This is a genomic window from Pelomicrobium sp. P1, from assembly GCF_052805615.1.
Genome location: NZ_JBRBEM010000001.1, coordinates 329461 through 343441, shown reverse-complemented (window position 1 = coordinate 343441; position 13981 = coordinate 329461). Strand labels below are relative to the sequence as shown.

14 protein-coding genes are annotated in these 13981 nt (G+C 66.4%); 11 read left to right on the top strand and 3 right to left on the bottom strand.

Annotation, left to right across the window (positions count from 1 at the left end):
- Positions 1-26 precede the first annotated feature (26 nt).
- The 6 genes from ACUVYZ_RS01700 (at position 27) to ACUVYZ_RS01675 (ending at position 4361) form a co-directional block, all read left to right on the top strand.
- Entirely contained in the window at positions 27-410 is a 384-nt protein-coding gene (locus ACUVYZ_RS01700; protein ID WP_439932700.1) for a hypothetical protein, read from the top strand.
- Between the two features lie 284 nt (positions 411-694).
- Positions 695-2008 (top strand): porin, encoded by a 1314-nt coding sequence (locus ACUVYZ_RS01695; protein ID WP_439932699.1) that lies wholly within the window; start codon positions 695-697, stop codon positions 2006-2008.
- Between the two features lie 198 nt (positions 2009-2206).
- Positions 2207-2464, top strand: coding sequence for a hypothetical protein (locus ACUVYZ_RS01690; RefSeq protein WP_439932698.1), 258 nt, complete (start codon positions 2207-2209; stop codon positions 2462-2464).
- A 114-nt stretch (positions 2465-2578) separates the two neighbouring features.
- Positions 2579-3721, top strand: a complete 1143-nt coding sequence (locus ACUVYZ_RS01685; protein ID WP_439932697.1) for a hypothetical protein — start codon at positions 2579-2581, stop codon at positions 3719-3721.
- Positions 3722-3733: 12 nt separating this feature from the next.
- Entirely contained in the window at positions 3734-4027 is a 294-nt protein-coding gene (locus tag ACUVYZ_RS01680) for a c-type cytochrome (RefSeq protein WP_439932696.1), read from the top strand.
- Between the two features lies 1 nt (position 4028).
- On the top strand, positions 4029-4361 hold the full coding sequence (locus tag ACUVYZ_RS01675; protein WP_439932695.1) for a c-type cytochrome: 333 nt from the start codon (positions 4029-4031) through the stop codon (positions 4359-4361).
- A gap of 79 nt (positions 4362-4440) precedes the next feature.
- On the opposite strand, the gene ACUVYZ_RS01670 is transcribed toward ACUVYZ_RS01675, so the two are convergent.
- The 3 genes from ACUVYZ_RS01670 to ACUVYZ_RS01660 all read right to left on the bottom strand — a co-directional run bounded on the left by ACUVYZ_RS01670 (position 4441) and on the right by ACUVYZ_RS01660 (position 7846).
- Entirely contained in the window at positions 4441-4926 is a 486-nt protein-coding gene (locus ACUVYZ_RS01670) for a cupredoxin domain-containing protein (RefSeq protein WP_439932694.1), read from the bottom strand.
- 42 nt (positions 4927-4968) lie between these two features.
- The gene (locus ACUVYZ_RS01665; protein ID WP_439932786.1) at positions 4969-5868 is read right to left on the bottom strand and encodes a copper resistance protein B; all 900 of its coding nucleotides are present in this window, start codon (positions 5866-5868) and stop codon (positions 4969-4971) included.
- Between the two features lie 148 nt (positions 5869-6016).
- On the bottom strand, positions 6017-7846 hold the full coding sequence (locus ACUVYZ_RS01660) for a copper resistance system multicopper oxidase (RefSeq protein ID WP_439932693.1): 1830 nt from the start codon (positions 7844-7846) through the stop codon (positions 6017-6019).
- 344 nt (positions 7847-8190) lie between these two features.
- On the opposite strand from ACUVYZ_RS01660, the gene ACUVYZ_RS01655 reads away from it, so the two are divergent.
- The 5 genes from ACUVYZ_RS01655 to ACUVYZ_RS01635 all read left to right on the top strand — a co-directional run bounded on the left by ACUVYZ_RS01655 (position 8191) and on the right by ACUVYZ_RS01635 (position 13980).
- Positions 8191-8535, top strand: a complete 345-nt coding sequence (locus ACUVYZ_RS01655; RefSeq protein ID WP_439932692.1) for a hypothetical protein — start codon at positions 8191-8193, stop codon at positions 8533-8535.
- A gap of 155 nt (positions 8536-8690) precedes the next feature.
- Positions 8691-9269, top strand: a complete 579-nt coding sequence (locus ACUVYZ_RS01650) for a hypothetical protein (RefSeq protein ID WP_439932691.1) — start codon at positions 8691-8693, stop codon at positions 9267-9269.
- A 141-nt stretch (positions 9270-9410) separates the two neighbouring features.
- Positions 9411-9770 carry a hypothetical protein gene (locus ACUVYZ_RS01645; RefSeq protein WP_439932690.1) on the top strand — a complete coding sequence of 120 codons (360 nt, stop codon included), beginning with the start codon at positions 9411-9413 and terminating at the stop codon, positions 9768-9770.
- A gap of 25 nt (positions 9771-9795) precedes the next feature.
- A complete protein-coding gene (locus ACUVYZ_RS01640) occupies positions 9796-11469 on the top strand; it encodes an ABC1 kinase family protein (protein WP_439932689.1) in 1674 nt (557 codons plus the stop codon).
- Between the two features lie 72 nt (positions 11470-11541).
- Positions 11542-13980 (top strand): heavy metal translocating P-type ATPase, encoded by a 2439-nt coding sequence (locus tag ACUVYZ_RS01635; protein ID WP_439932688.1) that lies wholly within the window; start codon positions 11542-11544, stop codon positions 13978-13980.
- Position 13981 lies beyond the last annotated feature (1 nt).

Sequence of the window (13981 nt, the reverse complement as noted above, 5' to 3'; positions counted from 1 at the left end):
CACGTGTCAACGCAAGGAGAAAAATCATGTCGACCAAACGGTCTCGAAACGCGGCTTCGTTCGCGTATGCCGCGGCGCTCTTGGGCGCCACCCTGGCTACCGCTCCGGTTCTCGCGGCCGACCGCCATCAAGGACGCACCGCCGAGCCGGTTCCGCAGGAACGCTGCATCACGTGGCTCGAACGGGAGATGCAGATCACCGACGGCTATGACGGGTACGCCATGTCCCAAATCCCCCTGTGCCCCGCGGAATCCGGCAAGGGCGCGGCCAAACGGGGTGTCGAGGGACGGGAGGGTTTCCCCCCGGCTGCCTCGCGCGAACAGGAACGCTGCATCACCCGATTCGAGCGGGATATTCAGATCACCGATGGCGTCGACGGCTACGCCCTGTCCAGATTGCCGCTGTGCTGAACGGGCGGCTCCCCATGCCGGGCCGGAGGGTGCGCAGCGCGCTCATCACGGGGCGGTTCTTTGACGCGCCCCGTTGGCCAGGAACGCGAGTGCCGGGGGTGGTAAGACCGTTTATCGCGTTTCCTGGGAGTGAGAAGTTTTTGAGATGTTTTCGCGATATTCCTAAGACCTAAAGCAACGATCATCGCGCGGGTGTTGCTTCGAAAGCCGTGTCGCCGGGGAGGAAGGTCCGATGCGCCCGGCCCGAGGCAACGCGGCCATTAACCCACTCAGAGGAGAAACGAATGATGACCAGCTCGATGAAAAAGAAAGTCCTGGTGTTGGCGGTGGCGGGCGCTTTCGCTGCTCCCGCAGCCGTGCTGGCCCAGGGAAAGGCGGAAGCGGAAAGCACCCCTCACGACGCCCTGCACAAGGGACGCGAGTCGGGCAGCGTCACGATCTACGGCACGTTGAACGTCGATTACGAACTCGTCAAGCGGGAGGGCGCGACCGCGGCCGGGGTGCCGCTCAATAGCCTGGTTCCCGCCGGAACCGGGGTCAACAGCGCCCGCCGGGACCGGGTCTCGTCCAACTCTTCCAATATCGGCTTCCGGGGTACCGAAGACCTGGGCGGCGGGCTGAAAGCCGTCTGGCAAATCGAGTCGGCCATCGCCATGGACGGCGGTACGAGCACATTGGCCGGCCGGGATACCTATGCCGGCTTGACCGGCAACTGGGGTACCCTCCTCTTCGCCGGCAACCACGACAGCCCCTACAAGCGCGCGGTGCAGGGCAAAGATCCCTTCTACGCGACCGGCGTCGCCACCCAGAAGGGCATCCTGGGCAGCCCGGGCTTCAACGTCGCCAGCGTGAACGCGGTGTCCGGAATCACCGTGGGCGGCAATGCCGGTGGGACGATTCAGCAGAACGCCGGATTCGACGCCCGGCTGAACAACATGGTGTTTTACCGGAGCCCGGTGTTCAACGGATTCTCCGGAGAAATCGCCTATGGGGCCCGCGAACAGAAAACCCCGACGCTGAAACCCTCGGTCGTATCTTTGCAGGTCCGCTACGAGCAGGGGCCCTATTTCCTCACCTATGCCTACGAGCGCCGGGACGACGTGTTCGGCCTGAACTCCATCGTCGCCGGGACCGTGCCCACCGCCGGGTCCTCCGAGGACACGGCGAACAAGGTCGGCGCGGGATACAGGTGGGACGGCAGATGGGGCAGCACCGAGTTCCTGGCGGTGTGGGAGAACCTGGACTACGAGACCAGCGTTCCCGCCAGCGGCGTGACCGCGTTCGACCGGGACGCATGGGTGGTGTCGGCGACCCATCGTTTCGCCAACCACCGAGTGAGCGTGTCCTACAGCGATGCCGACGAGGGCTCCTGCACGCTGGCAACCGGAGGGCCCTGCTCCACCAGCGGCCTGGGCGCCAAGCAGTACGCGCTGGGTTACGCCTACAGCTTCTCCAAGCGCACCGACGGCTACCTGCACTGGACCAAGATCAAGAACGACGCCGCTGCTTCCTATAACTTCGGCGTGACCGGCGCGCCTGCCGCCGGTCCCGGCGCCGATCCCCAGGCCATCGCCCTGGGCTTGCGTCACCGGTTCTAAGAGCGGCTGGGTGGCCGCCCATTTTCGTGCTGTCGCGGGCGCGAATGCCGGCTAAGCCCGGCGCGATGGGCAGCCGCCAACTCGGCGATGCGGCCGCGTTCTCCTCTGACGGCCGCATCGCCTTCATTTATCAACCTCGCGCGCTCCCCCACCTTCGATGGAATCTCCCGCTTTTTATCTGGAACAGGAGACAGGCAAATGAAAGCCGCCCTACTGATGGTTTTCGCCGCGGCGCTCGCCTTCGGCGTCAGCGACTGGTCCCATGCCCAAGGCCGCCACGATGAGGGCGTGAGCCCCCATGCGCAGAAGGAGAAAAAAGCGCAAGACGCGGGAAAGAAAGCGCCGAAGCGCTCCGGCGGCCGTCACGACGAGGGGGTAGACCCCCATACGCCCCGCGCAACCCAGGAGGCCGGCAAAGCAAGAGCCCCGGACGCCGAGGGAAAGACCCAGAAATGAGGCCGATCGCCGTACTTCTCACACCGGGAGACTCGCATGCGCAGTAGGTCACGATTGATCCATTTCGGGCTATTGAGCACCCTGGCGGCAATCGGCGCCGGGTCAGGGGCCGCCGTGGCGGCTGACGATACCCAAGCGCTGAAGGCCGAAATCGAAGCCCTCCGGAAGGAGGTCCAGGAACTTCGCGCCCTGGTCAAAAAGGCGCCGCCGACCGAGGAGGTTGCCGCGCTCCGTCAAGAGGTGGCGAAGGCCCGGTCGGAATGGAAGGACGTCGGCTCGACCAAGCACTTCGCCGGATACGCCGACGTGGGCTACACCGACGCGAAGAACGGCAGCGGCCTCTTCGATCTGGCGCGGTTCAACCCCGCGTTCCATTACCAGTACCAGGACCTGGTGCTGCTCGACGCGGAGCTGGAGATCGCGGTGGACGAGGACGGCGGCACCGAGACGGGACTGGAGTTCGCCACGATCAGCCTGCTGGCCCACGACTATGCGGCGGTGTACGCCGGCAAGTTCAACAGCGGCATCGGCCAGTTCCGCCAGAACCTGCACCCGGGGTGGATCAACCGGCTGCCTTCGACGCCGGTGGGCTTCGGCCACGATCAGGCCGCTCCGACGTCCGAGGTGGGCGCCGGCGTGCGCGGAGGTCTTCCGCTGGGACCGATGCGGGCAACCTACGACCTGTGGGTAGGCAACGGGCCGCGGCTCGAGCTGAACGCGGCCGGCGACGAGATCGAAATGATCGAGGCGGAAGGCGCCACCAGCGATCCGGACGGGAAAAAGGTCTTCGGCGGGCGGATCGCGCTGCTGCCCCTTCCCAAGCTGGAGCTGGGCCTCTCTGCTGCCCGCGGCAAGGTCGCCGTGGTCACAGACGGGACCGCCGAGGCCGCCCGGGACTACGACGTCTTGGGCGCCGACGCCGCCTATCAATGGAAGAACCTGGACCTGCGTGGCGAATACGTGCAGCAGAAAGTCGGCGGCCTGGCGGGGAGCGTCGCCCCTGCGGGCGGAAAATGGAAAGCCTGGTATCTCCAGGCGGCGTACCGGCTGGCCCCCACGAAATGGGAAGGCGTCGTGCGCTACGGCGACTACAACACGCCGCACGCCGACCAAGACCAAAAACAATGGGCCTTGGGCGTCAACTACTGGTTCGCGCCCAACCTGGTCGGCAAGATCGCCTACGAGTGGAACAAGGGCTTGACCGGGACTCCCAACGATGACAACCGGTGGCTGCTCCAGGCGGCCTACGGCTTCTGAGGACAATGCGCCATGAGTAACCGAAATCTGTCACGTACGGCAGCCCTGGCGATGGCGGCATCGCTGCTCGCCATCACCCTGGCGACGGGAATCGCCCGCGCGGAAGAACAGAAAACCGATCCCGCGGCCTTCGCCCGGGGCGCGAAAGCATGGGCCGACAACTGCGCCCGTTGCCACAATCTGCGCGACCCGAAAGAGCTGCGCGACGACCAGTGGAAACCGGTAGTCACGCATATGCGCATTCGCGCCGGGCTGACCGGCCAGGAGGCGCGGGACATTCTACTGTTCTTGCAGGGGAGCAATTGAGATGAAGGCATGGGCGGCGGTGGCAATCGGCGCGGTATTCGCGGGTTGCGCAGGCGCGTCCCTCGCCGACAGCCGCGGCAAGGCGGTTTACGAGCAAACGTGCATCGCCTGTCACGGAGCGGATGGAAAGGGCGCCGTTCCCGGGGCACCGGACCTTACCAAGAAAGGGGGGCCGCTGGCGAAGGCGGACGCAGTTCTGCTGGAAAACATGATCAAGGGCTTTCAGACCCCGGGCTCGCCCATGGCGATGCCGCCCAGGGGCGGAAATCCAACGCTCACGGAAGACGACCTCAAGGCGGTCCTCCGGTATATGCGGGCGGCGTTCGGTTCTTGAGGGGCCGCCTTGGCCCGCGCGGCCCGTTTCCTCTCTGATCTGTCCCCTGCCGCTGCTACTTTCCGGCTCGGCGCGCCGATCACTCGACCTCCACCTTTCCTACCATGCCGGCTTCGAAATGGCCGGGTACGAGGCACGCGAAATAGACCGTGCCCGGTTTGTCGAATTGCCAGACGATGCCCCCGACCCTCCCCGCAGGCACGGACGTCATGTTGGGTTCGGCGTGCTTCATAGCGGGGTTCCCGCGCATCATGGTGGCATGCTCCTTCAGCTCCTCCAGGGTGCCGATCACCATCTCATGCTGGAGCTTGCCGGCGTTGCGCACGAAGAAGCGGACCGTCTCGCTCGCTTTCACCTTGATCTGATCGGGCGTGAATCGCATGGTGTCGTCCATCGTGACCTCTATGGTGCGGCCCGCCCTCACCGGATCGCCAGGCTTGCCTGCCATCGACACATGCATGTCCTTGTGCATGCCGGCCATGTCATGGCCGCCGTCGTGATTGCCGGCGGCCTGCTCCATCGCCGGGAGTACGCCGAGGACCAGGATCGAGAATGTCTTTTTCATACGGCTTGCTCCCTTCGGGTTGAGTTGCCTTGAACGGTCGAATCAGAACCAGAAACGCAGTCCCGCGATGAATCGCGCTTCGTTCGGATCTTCGCCGGCGGCACGCGCCAGATCTTCCGTACCCCCGAACCTGCGCGACCATTCCACACCCACGTAAGGGGCAAGCTCGCGGTAAATTTCGTAGCGCAGGCGCAGCGCCGCGCTGGCGACGGACAGCCCACTGCCCAGTCCGCGCGCGGCGTCGCGCTTGCCGTAGAAATCGGCTTCGATCCTCGGCTGCAGGATCAGCCTCTGGGTCAGGAGCAGGTCATACGAGACGTCCAGCCGCAGCGCGCTGCGCCCCTTGTTGCCGACGTAACCGGCGACTTCCACCTCGAACCAGTAGGGCGCCAGCCCCTGGACGGCGAACGCCAGCCAGGTCCGGTCCGGCCCCTCCCCGCCGTCGTAGCGCACGCCGAGCTGCGCGTCCCAGAAGGAGGCGATGGCATGCCCCCACAAGAGCTCGGTACGCGCTTCCTTGAAATTGCCGCCGTCGCGTTCACCTTCGGCCTTCAGTACCGCCCGGTCGTAGGTGCGCCCGTACCAGGCCTGCAGGTCGTACTCCACGGAGGAGTTACCGTCACCGCGCATGTATTCCAGGTTATCCACCAGCAACGACCCGAAGCCGTGCTCATCCGCAAGCTGCAATTTGCGCGGCCCGAAGTCGTAACCGCCCGAATAGGCGTGCGGATCCCGGGCATCGGGCGGGGCCGCACCCCCCTGCATCGATCCGTGGTCCATCCCCGCATCGCGTATCCGGCCGGCCTCCCCGTCCGTGCCCCTGGCTGCGCCGCTGCCGCGGCTCGGGTCCTCCGCAGGCGCGGGCGATGTGGCATGCCCCGCGTGCGGACCCGCCGGCGCTAGCGGGTTCTGCGCCCAGGCTGGGGATAGGCCAGGCGCCATCAGGATGGCGGCGGCAAGCGAAACCACGCTTGAAGCGATTCTTTGCGCCGGTCCCGGCGCAGCCGGAATGAAACGCGGGAAAGCGCCGAACGAACTCACCTGGTTGCGCACCATTGTTATCCTTCTGCTGGATTGGGTTGGGCCGCGCTCAGGCCACAACCACTTCCCGGAACATGCCCGCGTCCATGTGGTATAGCAGGTGGCAATGCCAGGCCCAGCGGCCGAGCGCATCGGCGGTGACCAGGAAGGTGACCCGCTGGGCCGGCTGCACGTTGATGGTGTGCTTGCGCACCTGGAAGCGCTCGTCGGGGCTTTCCAGCTCCTGCCACATGCCGTGGAGGTGCATGGGATGGGTCATCATCGTGTCGTTGACGTGGACGACGCGCAGGCGCTCGCCGTAGCGGAAGTGCACCGGCGTGGACCTGCCGAATTCCAGGCCATCGAACGACCAGGTGAAGCGTTTCATGTTGCCGGTCAGGTGCAGCTCGACCTCCCGCTCCGGACCCCGCACGTCGAGCGGCCCGCCGATCGTGTGCAGGTCGGCGTAGGTCAGTACGCGCCGGCCGTTGTTACGCAGACCGACGCCGGGATCATCCAGGTTGGTCCGGGGGTAATCGACGCGCATGTCCACGCCCGGGCCGTATTCGGTCCGCGCGTGGCGCACGCGCACCGCGCCGGCCCCCATCCCCATACCGCCGGGCACGGCGTGCTGGCCATGATCCATGGCCGGCATGGCGTGGCCGCCGTGATCCATGCCCTGCATCCTTTCCATGCCCGGCATGGCCTGCGCGCCGTGATCCATGCCGTCCATGCCCGACATCCCCGGCATGTTGCCGTGATCCATCGCCCCCATCATGTCGGCCATGGTGAGCGGCTCGGGTTTGTCCAGCGCCGGAACGGGAGCCTCCATGCCGGCCCGCGGGGCGAGCGTGCCGCGGGCGTAGCCGGTGCGGTCCATCGACTGGGCGAAGATCGTGTAAGCGCGGTCGTCCTTGGGCTCGACGATCACGTCGTAGGTCTCGGCGACGCCGATGCGGATCTCGTCCACCGTCACCGGCTCCACGTCCTGGCCGTCAGCCTGGACCACGGTCATCTTGAGATCGGGGATGCGCACATCGAAGAAGGTCTGCGCGGCGCTGTTGATGAAGCGCAGCCGCACCCGCTCGCCGCGCCGGAACAGGCCGGTCCAGTTGCCCGCCGGGGTGATGCCGTTCAGGAGGTAGGTGTAGGTGTAACCGGAGATGTCGGCGAGGTCGGTCGGGCTCATGCGCATCTGGTTCCACATGCGGCGCTTGTCGACGGCCGCACGCATGCCCTCCTTCGCCGCGTCGCGGAAGAAATCCACCACGGTCGGCTGGTTGAAGTTGTAGTAGTCGCTCTGCACCTTGAGCTTCTTGAGCACCCGCATCGGGTCCTCGTCGGTCCAGTCGGCGAGTTGCACCACGTATTCGCGATCGAAGCGGATCGGGTCTTTTCCCGCCGGATCGATGACGATGGCGCCGTACATTCCGGTTTGCTCCTGGAACCCCGAGTGGGAGTGGTACCAGTAGGTGCCCGCCTGCTTCACCCGGAAGCGGTAGACGAACGTCTCGCCGGGCGCGATGCCCCGGAAGCTGATGCCGGGAACGCCGTCCATCTCGAACGGCAGGAGGATGCCGTGCCAGTGGATGGAGGTGTCCTCCGGGAGCCGGTTCGTGACGCGCAGGGTCACGTTGTCACCCTCGCGCCAGCGCAAGACCGGCCCCGGGATCGAGCCGTTGATGGTGGTCGCCATGCGCGGGCGACCGGTGAAGTTGACCGGCGTCTCGGCGATGGTCAGATCGAACTCGGTGCCGAGGAGCATCGGGGGCGTTCCGGTGGCCGTCGCTGCCGCGCCTGCCCACGACGGCCTGAGCCAAGGCGAAAGCCCGAAGAGCACGCCGCCAGCAGCTATGCCCTGGAGGAATCGCCGGCGAGGGAAACGAGGAGCGGGAAACATCAGGAGGGGTTGGGCACTACGCTTCAGAAAATCGATAGGAATGCTCGCCGCTTTAAGTTCTCAATCAACGCCCTCGCAAGCGCCTCGGATTCTTGGCGCTCGACGAGGTCTTCCATAACACTCGCGTCCAACCCGCCGTTGCGCTTCCCGGTTGAGTCCGACTTGTAAAATACTCGCGGAACTTCGCAGTTTCTTCGCAATTCTCTTTCAAGATTTTCGCCCCGCCTTGGCCTTTTCCCTCATGACCCAGGGCTCTTGGTAAAATACCGTTGTTTGATCTACGTCAAAGGGCGCCGCTCGGCTTGGATTAACCTTGAAAGCAAGATCGATTCGATACCTACTCCATGTTGCGGCGATTCAAACGGTTCGTAGTGCTTCTGCTGGCCCTCAGCCTGCCGGTGCAAGGCGTGGCCGCAGCGCTGTCTTTGGCCGGGGGGCATCACGACGCGCCCCCCGCCATCGATACCAGCACCCAGCTCGCGGGGGACGGCGGCTGCCACCACGACCCATCCGCAGGCCACGCCCCCGGCGATCACTTCAAGGCCTGCCACCATCTCGCCGGCGCCTTTCCCATCCCTTCGGCGCCGGTCGTTTGCCCTCTTCCTGATTCGGACGTCTATGGCTCGGCAACGCCCGGGGCCCTCTCGTCGTTCGTTCCCGAGCAGCCTCGCCGCCCTCCCCTCGCCTGAATTCGCGGCCCCGCTTTGCGGGGCGAGCACGACCGTGTTGCGGCAGATCGCTGTACGTCGCAAATACTGGCGTTCCCCGCTCCGTTTTTCGAAACGGGCCACGTGGATTTACCCGAAATTGCAGCAAACCACCCTCTCAACCGAAAGGAAATGCCATGAAACGGCCATTGATCATCGCCATGACCCTCGTCGCCCTCGCCTCCGCCCCGGCCTTCGCCGTGGAGGAGCACCACCCCGACCAGAAACCCGGAGCGGCGGCCCCCGCAGGGGACAAGGCCGGGCCACCGGCCGCCGCCGACAGCGGCAAGATGGTGCAAAAGATGAAAGCCAATACCCAGAGGATGCAGGAACAGCTCGACAAGATCGCGCGCGCCAAGGATCCCCAGGAGCGCCAAATGCTGCTTCAGGAGCACATGCAGACCATGCGGGAGAACATAATGATGGGCCAGTCCTTGATGATGGGCGGCCCGGGCGCCGCTCCCGGCATGGGCATGATGGGCGGCATGGGGCCCGGTGGCATGATGGGGCCCGGGATGATGGGCATGTGCCCCATGATGGGCATGATGGGCGGCGGCATGATGGGAGGCATGGCGGGCGGCATGGGAGGAATGGCCGGCGGCATGGCGCCCGAGGTCATGATGAACCGCATGCAGCAGATGGAAAAACGACTGGACATGATGCAGATGATGATGGAACAGATGCTGAAGCCCCAGGCTCGGCCAGCACAGAAATAGGCCTCTGGACCCAAAGACTCACATATCCCTACGCCGAGGAAGACGCGCTCCGCGACATGGTGCGCCTTAAATGCAGTGCTGCGCCGCTGCCCGGCGGACCCGGCTGAATTTATCCCGGAGGGGCGATAAGGCAACCGCAAGATGCGAAAACAGCAGGAAAAGAATGGTAGCGGCAATAGCCGGCGGCGACGCGCGCTGCCGGCCCGAACCGCAGCCGAAGGCACGTTCCCCGGAAACACAGCCGTGGGCGATACTAGCTGGAAAGTCTACGCACTCGCGTTTGCGACGACCGGCGCGGCCGCATACATCCTGTGTGCGTTCTTTGACGCGCTGTTTCCGCCTTTCGGCCTGCTTGCATGGCTCGCGCCAGCGAGCCCTTGGCCGATCACGGGCGGTCCCTTGGGTTACGCCTTTGGTCTTGCCCTCTCCGCAGCCGCCGGTTTTGTGCTTGGTGCGATCTACGCCGGCGCATGGAGGTTCTGGAGGCGGAGACTGGGGTGAGGCAGTGCGCACCGGTACGGGCCAAATGAACGAAGCCACGCCGGCGACGGCGCATCTGCCGGTGCGCGAGCTGCCGCGCCTGGCGCATATCTTGGGCGTGGCGGCGGCGCAGGGCTTCGGGCGCTACGTGGAGCGGCTGCGCCTCAAGGCGCAGCTCCCGGGCGGCCCGGCCACGCAGGCCGCCGGCGACGCGCGGCGCTTCCGCGCGGCCCTCGAGGAGCTCGGGCCCACGTTCATCAAGTTCGGCCAGGCCTTGAGCGTGCGCCAGGACCTGTTTGCCGAAGAGGTGATCGCGGAGCTGCAGCAGTTGCAGGACCGGGTGCCGCCGTTTCCGGCGGCGCAGGCGCGAGCCATCGTCGAGGAGGAGCTCGGAGCGCCGGTGAGCGAGCTCTTCGCCGCGTTCGACGAGACGCCGCTCGCCGCCGCCTCCATCGCCCAGGTGCATCACGCGCGCCTGCGGGACGGCACGGCGGCGATCGTGAAAGTGCAGCGGCCAGGCATCGAGGAACTCATCCGCGCGGACGTCGAGATCCTGCGCTTCCTCGCGCGGCTGCTCGCGCGGCACGTGCCCGAGGCGCGGCGCTACGACCCGCCGGGGCTCGTCGATGAGTTCGCGGAGCGCATCTCGCTCGAGCTCGATTTCCTGCGCGAGGGGCACAACGCGCAGCGCTTCCGCGCCGACTTCCGCGACGAGCCCGCGGTCTACGTACCGCAGGTGTTCTGGGAGCTCTCGAGCCGGCGCGTGCTCACCATGGAGCACAGCACCGGCCAGCGCATCGGGCCCGAGTATCCCGCGGATGCCGCCGAGCGCCGCCGGCTCGCGCAGACGCTCACGCGCCTCACCCTGGTCCAGATCTACGAGCACGGTTTCTTCCACGGCGACCCGCACCCTGGCAACGTGTTCATCCTGCCGGACGGGCGCCTGTGCTTTCACGACTTCGGCATCGTCGGGCGGCTGTCGCGGCGCGATCAGGAGAACCTGAGGCATCTGTTCCTCGCCGTGGTCGCGCGCGACGCGGAGTGGCTGGCCGACACCTATCTCGACATGGGCGGCGTGCCCGCGGGGATAGACCGCGCCGCGTTCGTCCGCGACCTCGGCGAGTCGCTCGATCGTTACTACGAGGCGTCCGCCCGCGGCGCCTCCTTCGGCGAGGTGCTGCAGCAGTTCATCCGCCTAGGCAGCCGCTACGAGATCCGGCTGCTGCGCGAAACCCTGCTGGTCGCGAAGGTGTTCATGATCCTCGAGTCCGTGGCGCGCACGCTCGATCCGCAGTTCGACATGATCGCCGCGTTCGAGCGCTACGCGCCTGGCCTGCTCCTGCGCGGGCTCGTGCCGGGCATCGAGGCCGGCCGCGACCTCGCCAGGGCGTACCGCGCGTTGAGCGCGCTGCGTCGCGCGGCGGGCGAGCTGCCGGCGGCCCTGTCCGAGGGCCTGCGCGCGGTCAGCCGCGGCGAGGCGCGGCTGCGCCTCCAGCACGACCCGCTCGACAGCCTCGAGCGCCACATCGACCGCGCGAGCAACCGCCTGAGCTTCAGCCTGATCATCGCCGCGGTCGTGGTCGGCTCCTCGCTCGTGATGGCGTTTCACACCGGCCCGCACTACGAAGGCATCCCGCTGCTCGGGCTGATCGGCTACGTCATCGCGGCGCTGCTCGGGGTCGCCTGGGCGGTGGCGATCCTGCGTTCGGGGAAGTTCTGAAACTGCGGCGCGCGGGTGTCGGCCGGCAGTCTCCCGCCACCGCAACTTATTGAGAGATATTGAGAGATTCCTATGGCGATCGACCCTGTCTGCGGCATGACGGTCCAGGAGAAGGAAGCGGCGGGTTCGTTCGCCTATCAGGGCAGGAGCTATTACTTCTGCTCCGCCAAGTGCCTGAACGAGTTCAAGACGAATCCCGAGGCATATGTGCACGCCGAGGCCGAGGTGATTCCCATGAAGATGGCCGTAGGCCAGAGCCACACGGGGCAGGCGCACGTGCACGCCGCGCCCCCGCCGAGGGCGAAAGTCGCCCAGGACCTCGCCAAGGACCCGATCTGCGGCATGGTGGTGGAGAGAGACAAGGCGCTCAAGGTCGAACGCGGCGGGCGCACGTACTACTTCTGCTCGGCCAACTGCGTGCGCACCTTCGAATCGCCCGAACAGGAGCTAAAGGCGATGAAGACGCGGGTGATGATCGCGCTCACCGGCGTGCTCGCGCTCGCTGTCTTACGCGCCGCCGCGTTCATCGCGCTCGCCGCCGGCGCCACCATCGTCACCTGGGCGCCGATCCCGGCGCTTCCCTGGTTCACCTGGGGCATGTGGCTGTTCCTGCTGGTGACCCCGGTGCAGTTCATCGGCGGCTGGGGCTTCTACAAGGGCACTTGGACGGCGATCAAGACGCGCACGATCAACATGGACACGCTGATCGCGCTCGGCACCACGGTCGCCTACGTCTACAGCGTGGCGGTGGTCTTCTTCCCCGAGGTGCTGCCGGTGAAGGTCGAGGAGCGCGACGTGTACTTCGAGGTCTCAGCCGTGATCATCGCCTTCGTTCTGCTCGGCAAGTACATGGAAGAACTGATCAAGAGGCGCTCCTCGGCCGCGGTCCGCAAGCTCCTCGATCTCAAGCCCGCCGTCGCCTGCGTCATCCGCGACGGGCAGGAGATGGAGGTGCCGGCCGAGGGCGTCATGGTCGGCGAGGTCTGCGTCATCCGCCCGGGCCAGAAGGTGCCGACCGATGGCGTCGTGGTGGAAGGCAGCTCGGCGGTGGACGAGTCCATGCTGACCGGCGAGTCCATGCCGGTGGAGAAGAAACCGGGCGATGAGGTGATCGGCGGGACGCTGAACCGCACCGGGCTACTGCACTGCAAGGCGACCCGTGTCGGCGCCGACACCGCCCTCGCCCAGATCATCAAGATGGTCGAGGAAGCGCAGGCCTCGAGCGCCCCGATCCAGCGCATCGCCGACCGGGTGACCGCCTATTTCGTGCCGGCCGTGGTGGTGACGGCATTCGCCGCCTTCGCCGGCTGGTGGATGCTGGGCAATTTCCCGCAGGGACTGCTCGCTTTCATCGCGGTGCTCATCATCGCCTGCCCGTGCGCTCTCGGCATCGCGACACCCGCCGCGCTCATGGTCGGTGTGGGCAGGGGCGCGGAGGCCGGCATCCTGATCCGCGGCGGCGAGGTGCTCGAGCGCGCGCAGAAGCTTACGACCGTGGTGTTCGACAAGACCGGCACGCTCACGCGCGGGGAGCCGAACGTGACCGACATCGTGCCGCTCGCGGAGCTGTCCGAGGCCGAGGTGCTGCGGGTCGCAGCCGCCGTCGAGGTGGGCTCGGAGCACCCGCTCGGCGAGGCGATCGTGCGTGCGGCGAAGCACCGCAATATCGCGCTTCCCCCTATTCGTGATTTCGAAGCGATCCCCGGACACGGGATTCGCGGAAGAGTGCCATCTCCTCCCCATCCCTCCCCCATCAAGGGAAAGGGGGGTTCCATGCTCTCCCCCTGCGTGGGGGAAAGCGGGATGGAGGGTGCGCGCGAAGTGCTGCTCGGCAATCGGCGTCTGTTCCAGCGCGCGGGCATCGACACCACCGCGGCGGAGGCCGAGATGGTGCGCCTGGAGGGCGAGGGCAAGACCGCGATGCTCGTGGGCTGCGACGGCAGGCTCGCCGGCATCATCGCCGTGGCGGACACCCTCAAGCCCGAGGCGAAGGAGGCCATCGCCGCGCTCAAGCAGGAAAAGGTCGAGGTGGTCCTGCTCACCGGCGACAACCGCCGCACCGCCAACGCGATCGGGCGCGAGCTCGGCATCGAGAACGTGATTGCCGAGGTGCTGCCCGGCGACAAGGCGCGCGTGATCCAGGACCTGCAGAAGCAGGGCAAGGTGGTCGCCATGGTGGGGGACGGGGTGAACGACGCCCCGGCGCTCGCGGCCGCCGACATCGGCATCGCCATCGGCTCCGGCTCGGACGTGGCCAAGGAGACCGGCGGCATCATCCTGGTGCGCGACGACGTGCGCGAGGTGGTGACGAGCATCCGGCTCGCGCGCGCGACCATGCGCAAGATCAAGCAGAACCTTTTCTGGGCGTTCATCTATAACACGGTAGGCATACCGGTGGCGGCTCTCGGGTTCCTGAACCCGATCATCGCGGCAGCGGCCATGGCGCTTTCCTCTTTGTCGGTGATCGTCAACTCGGCGTTGCTCAAGAGAGCAAGGCTGGCGAGCGTGTGAA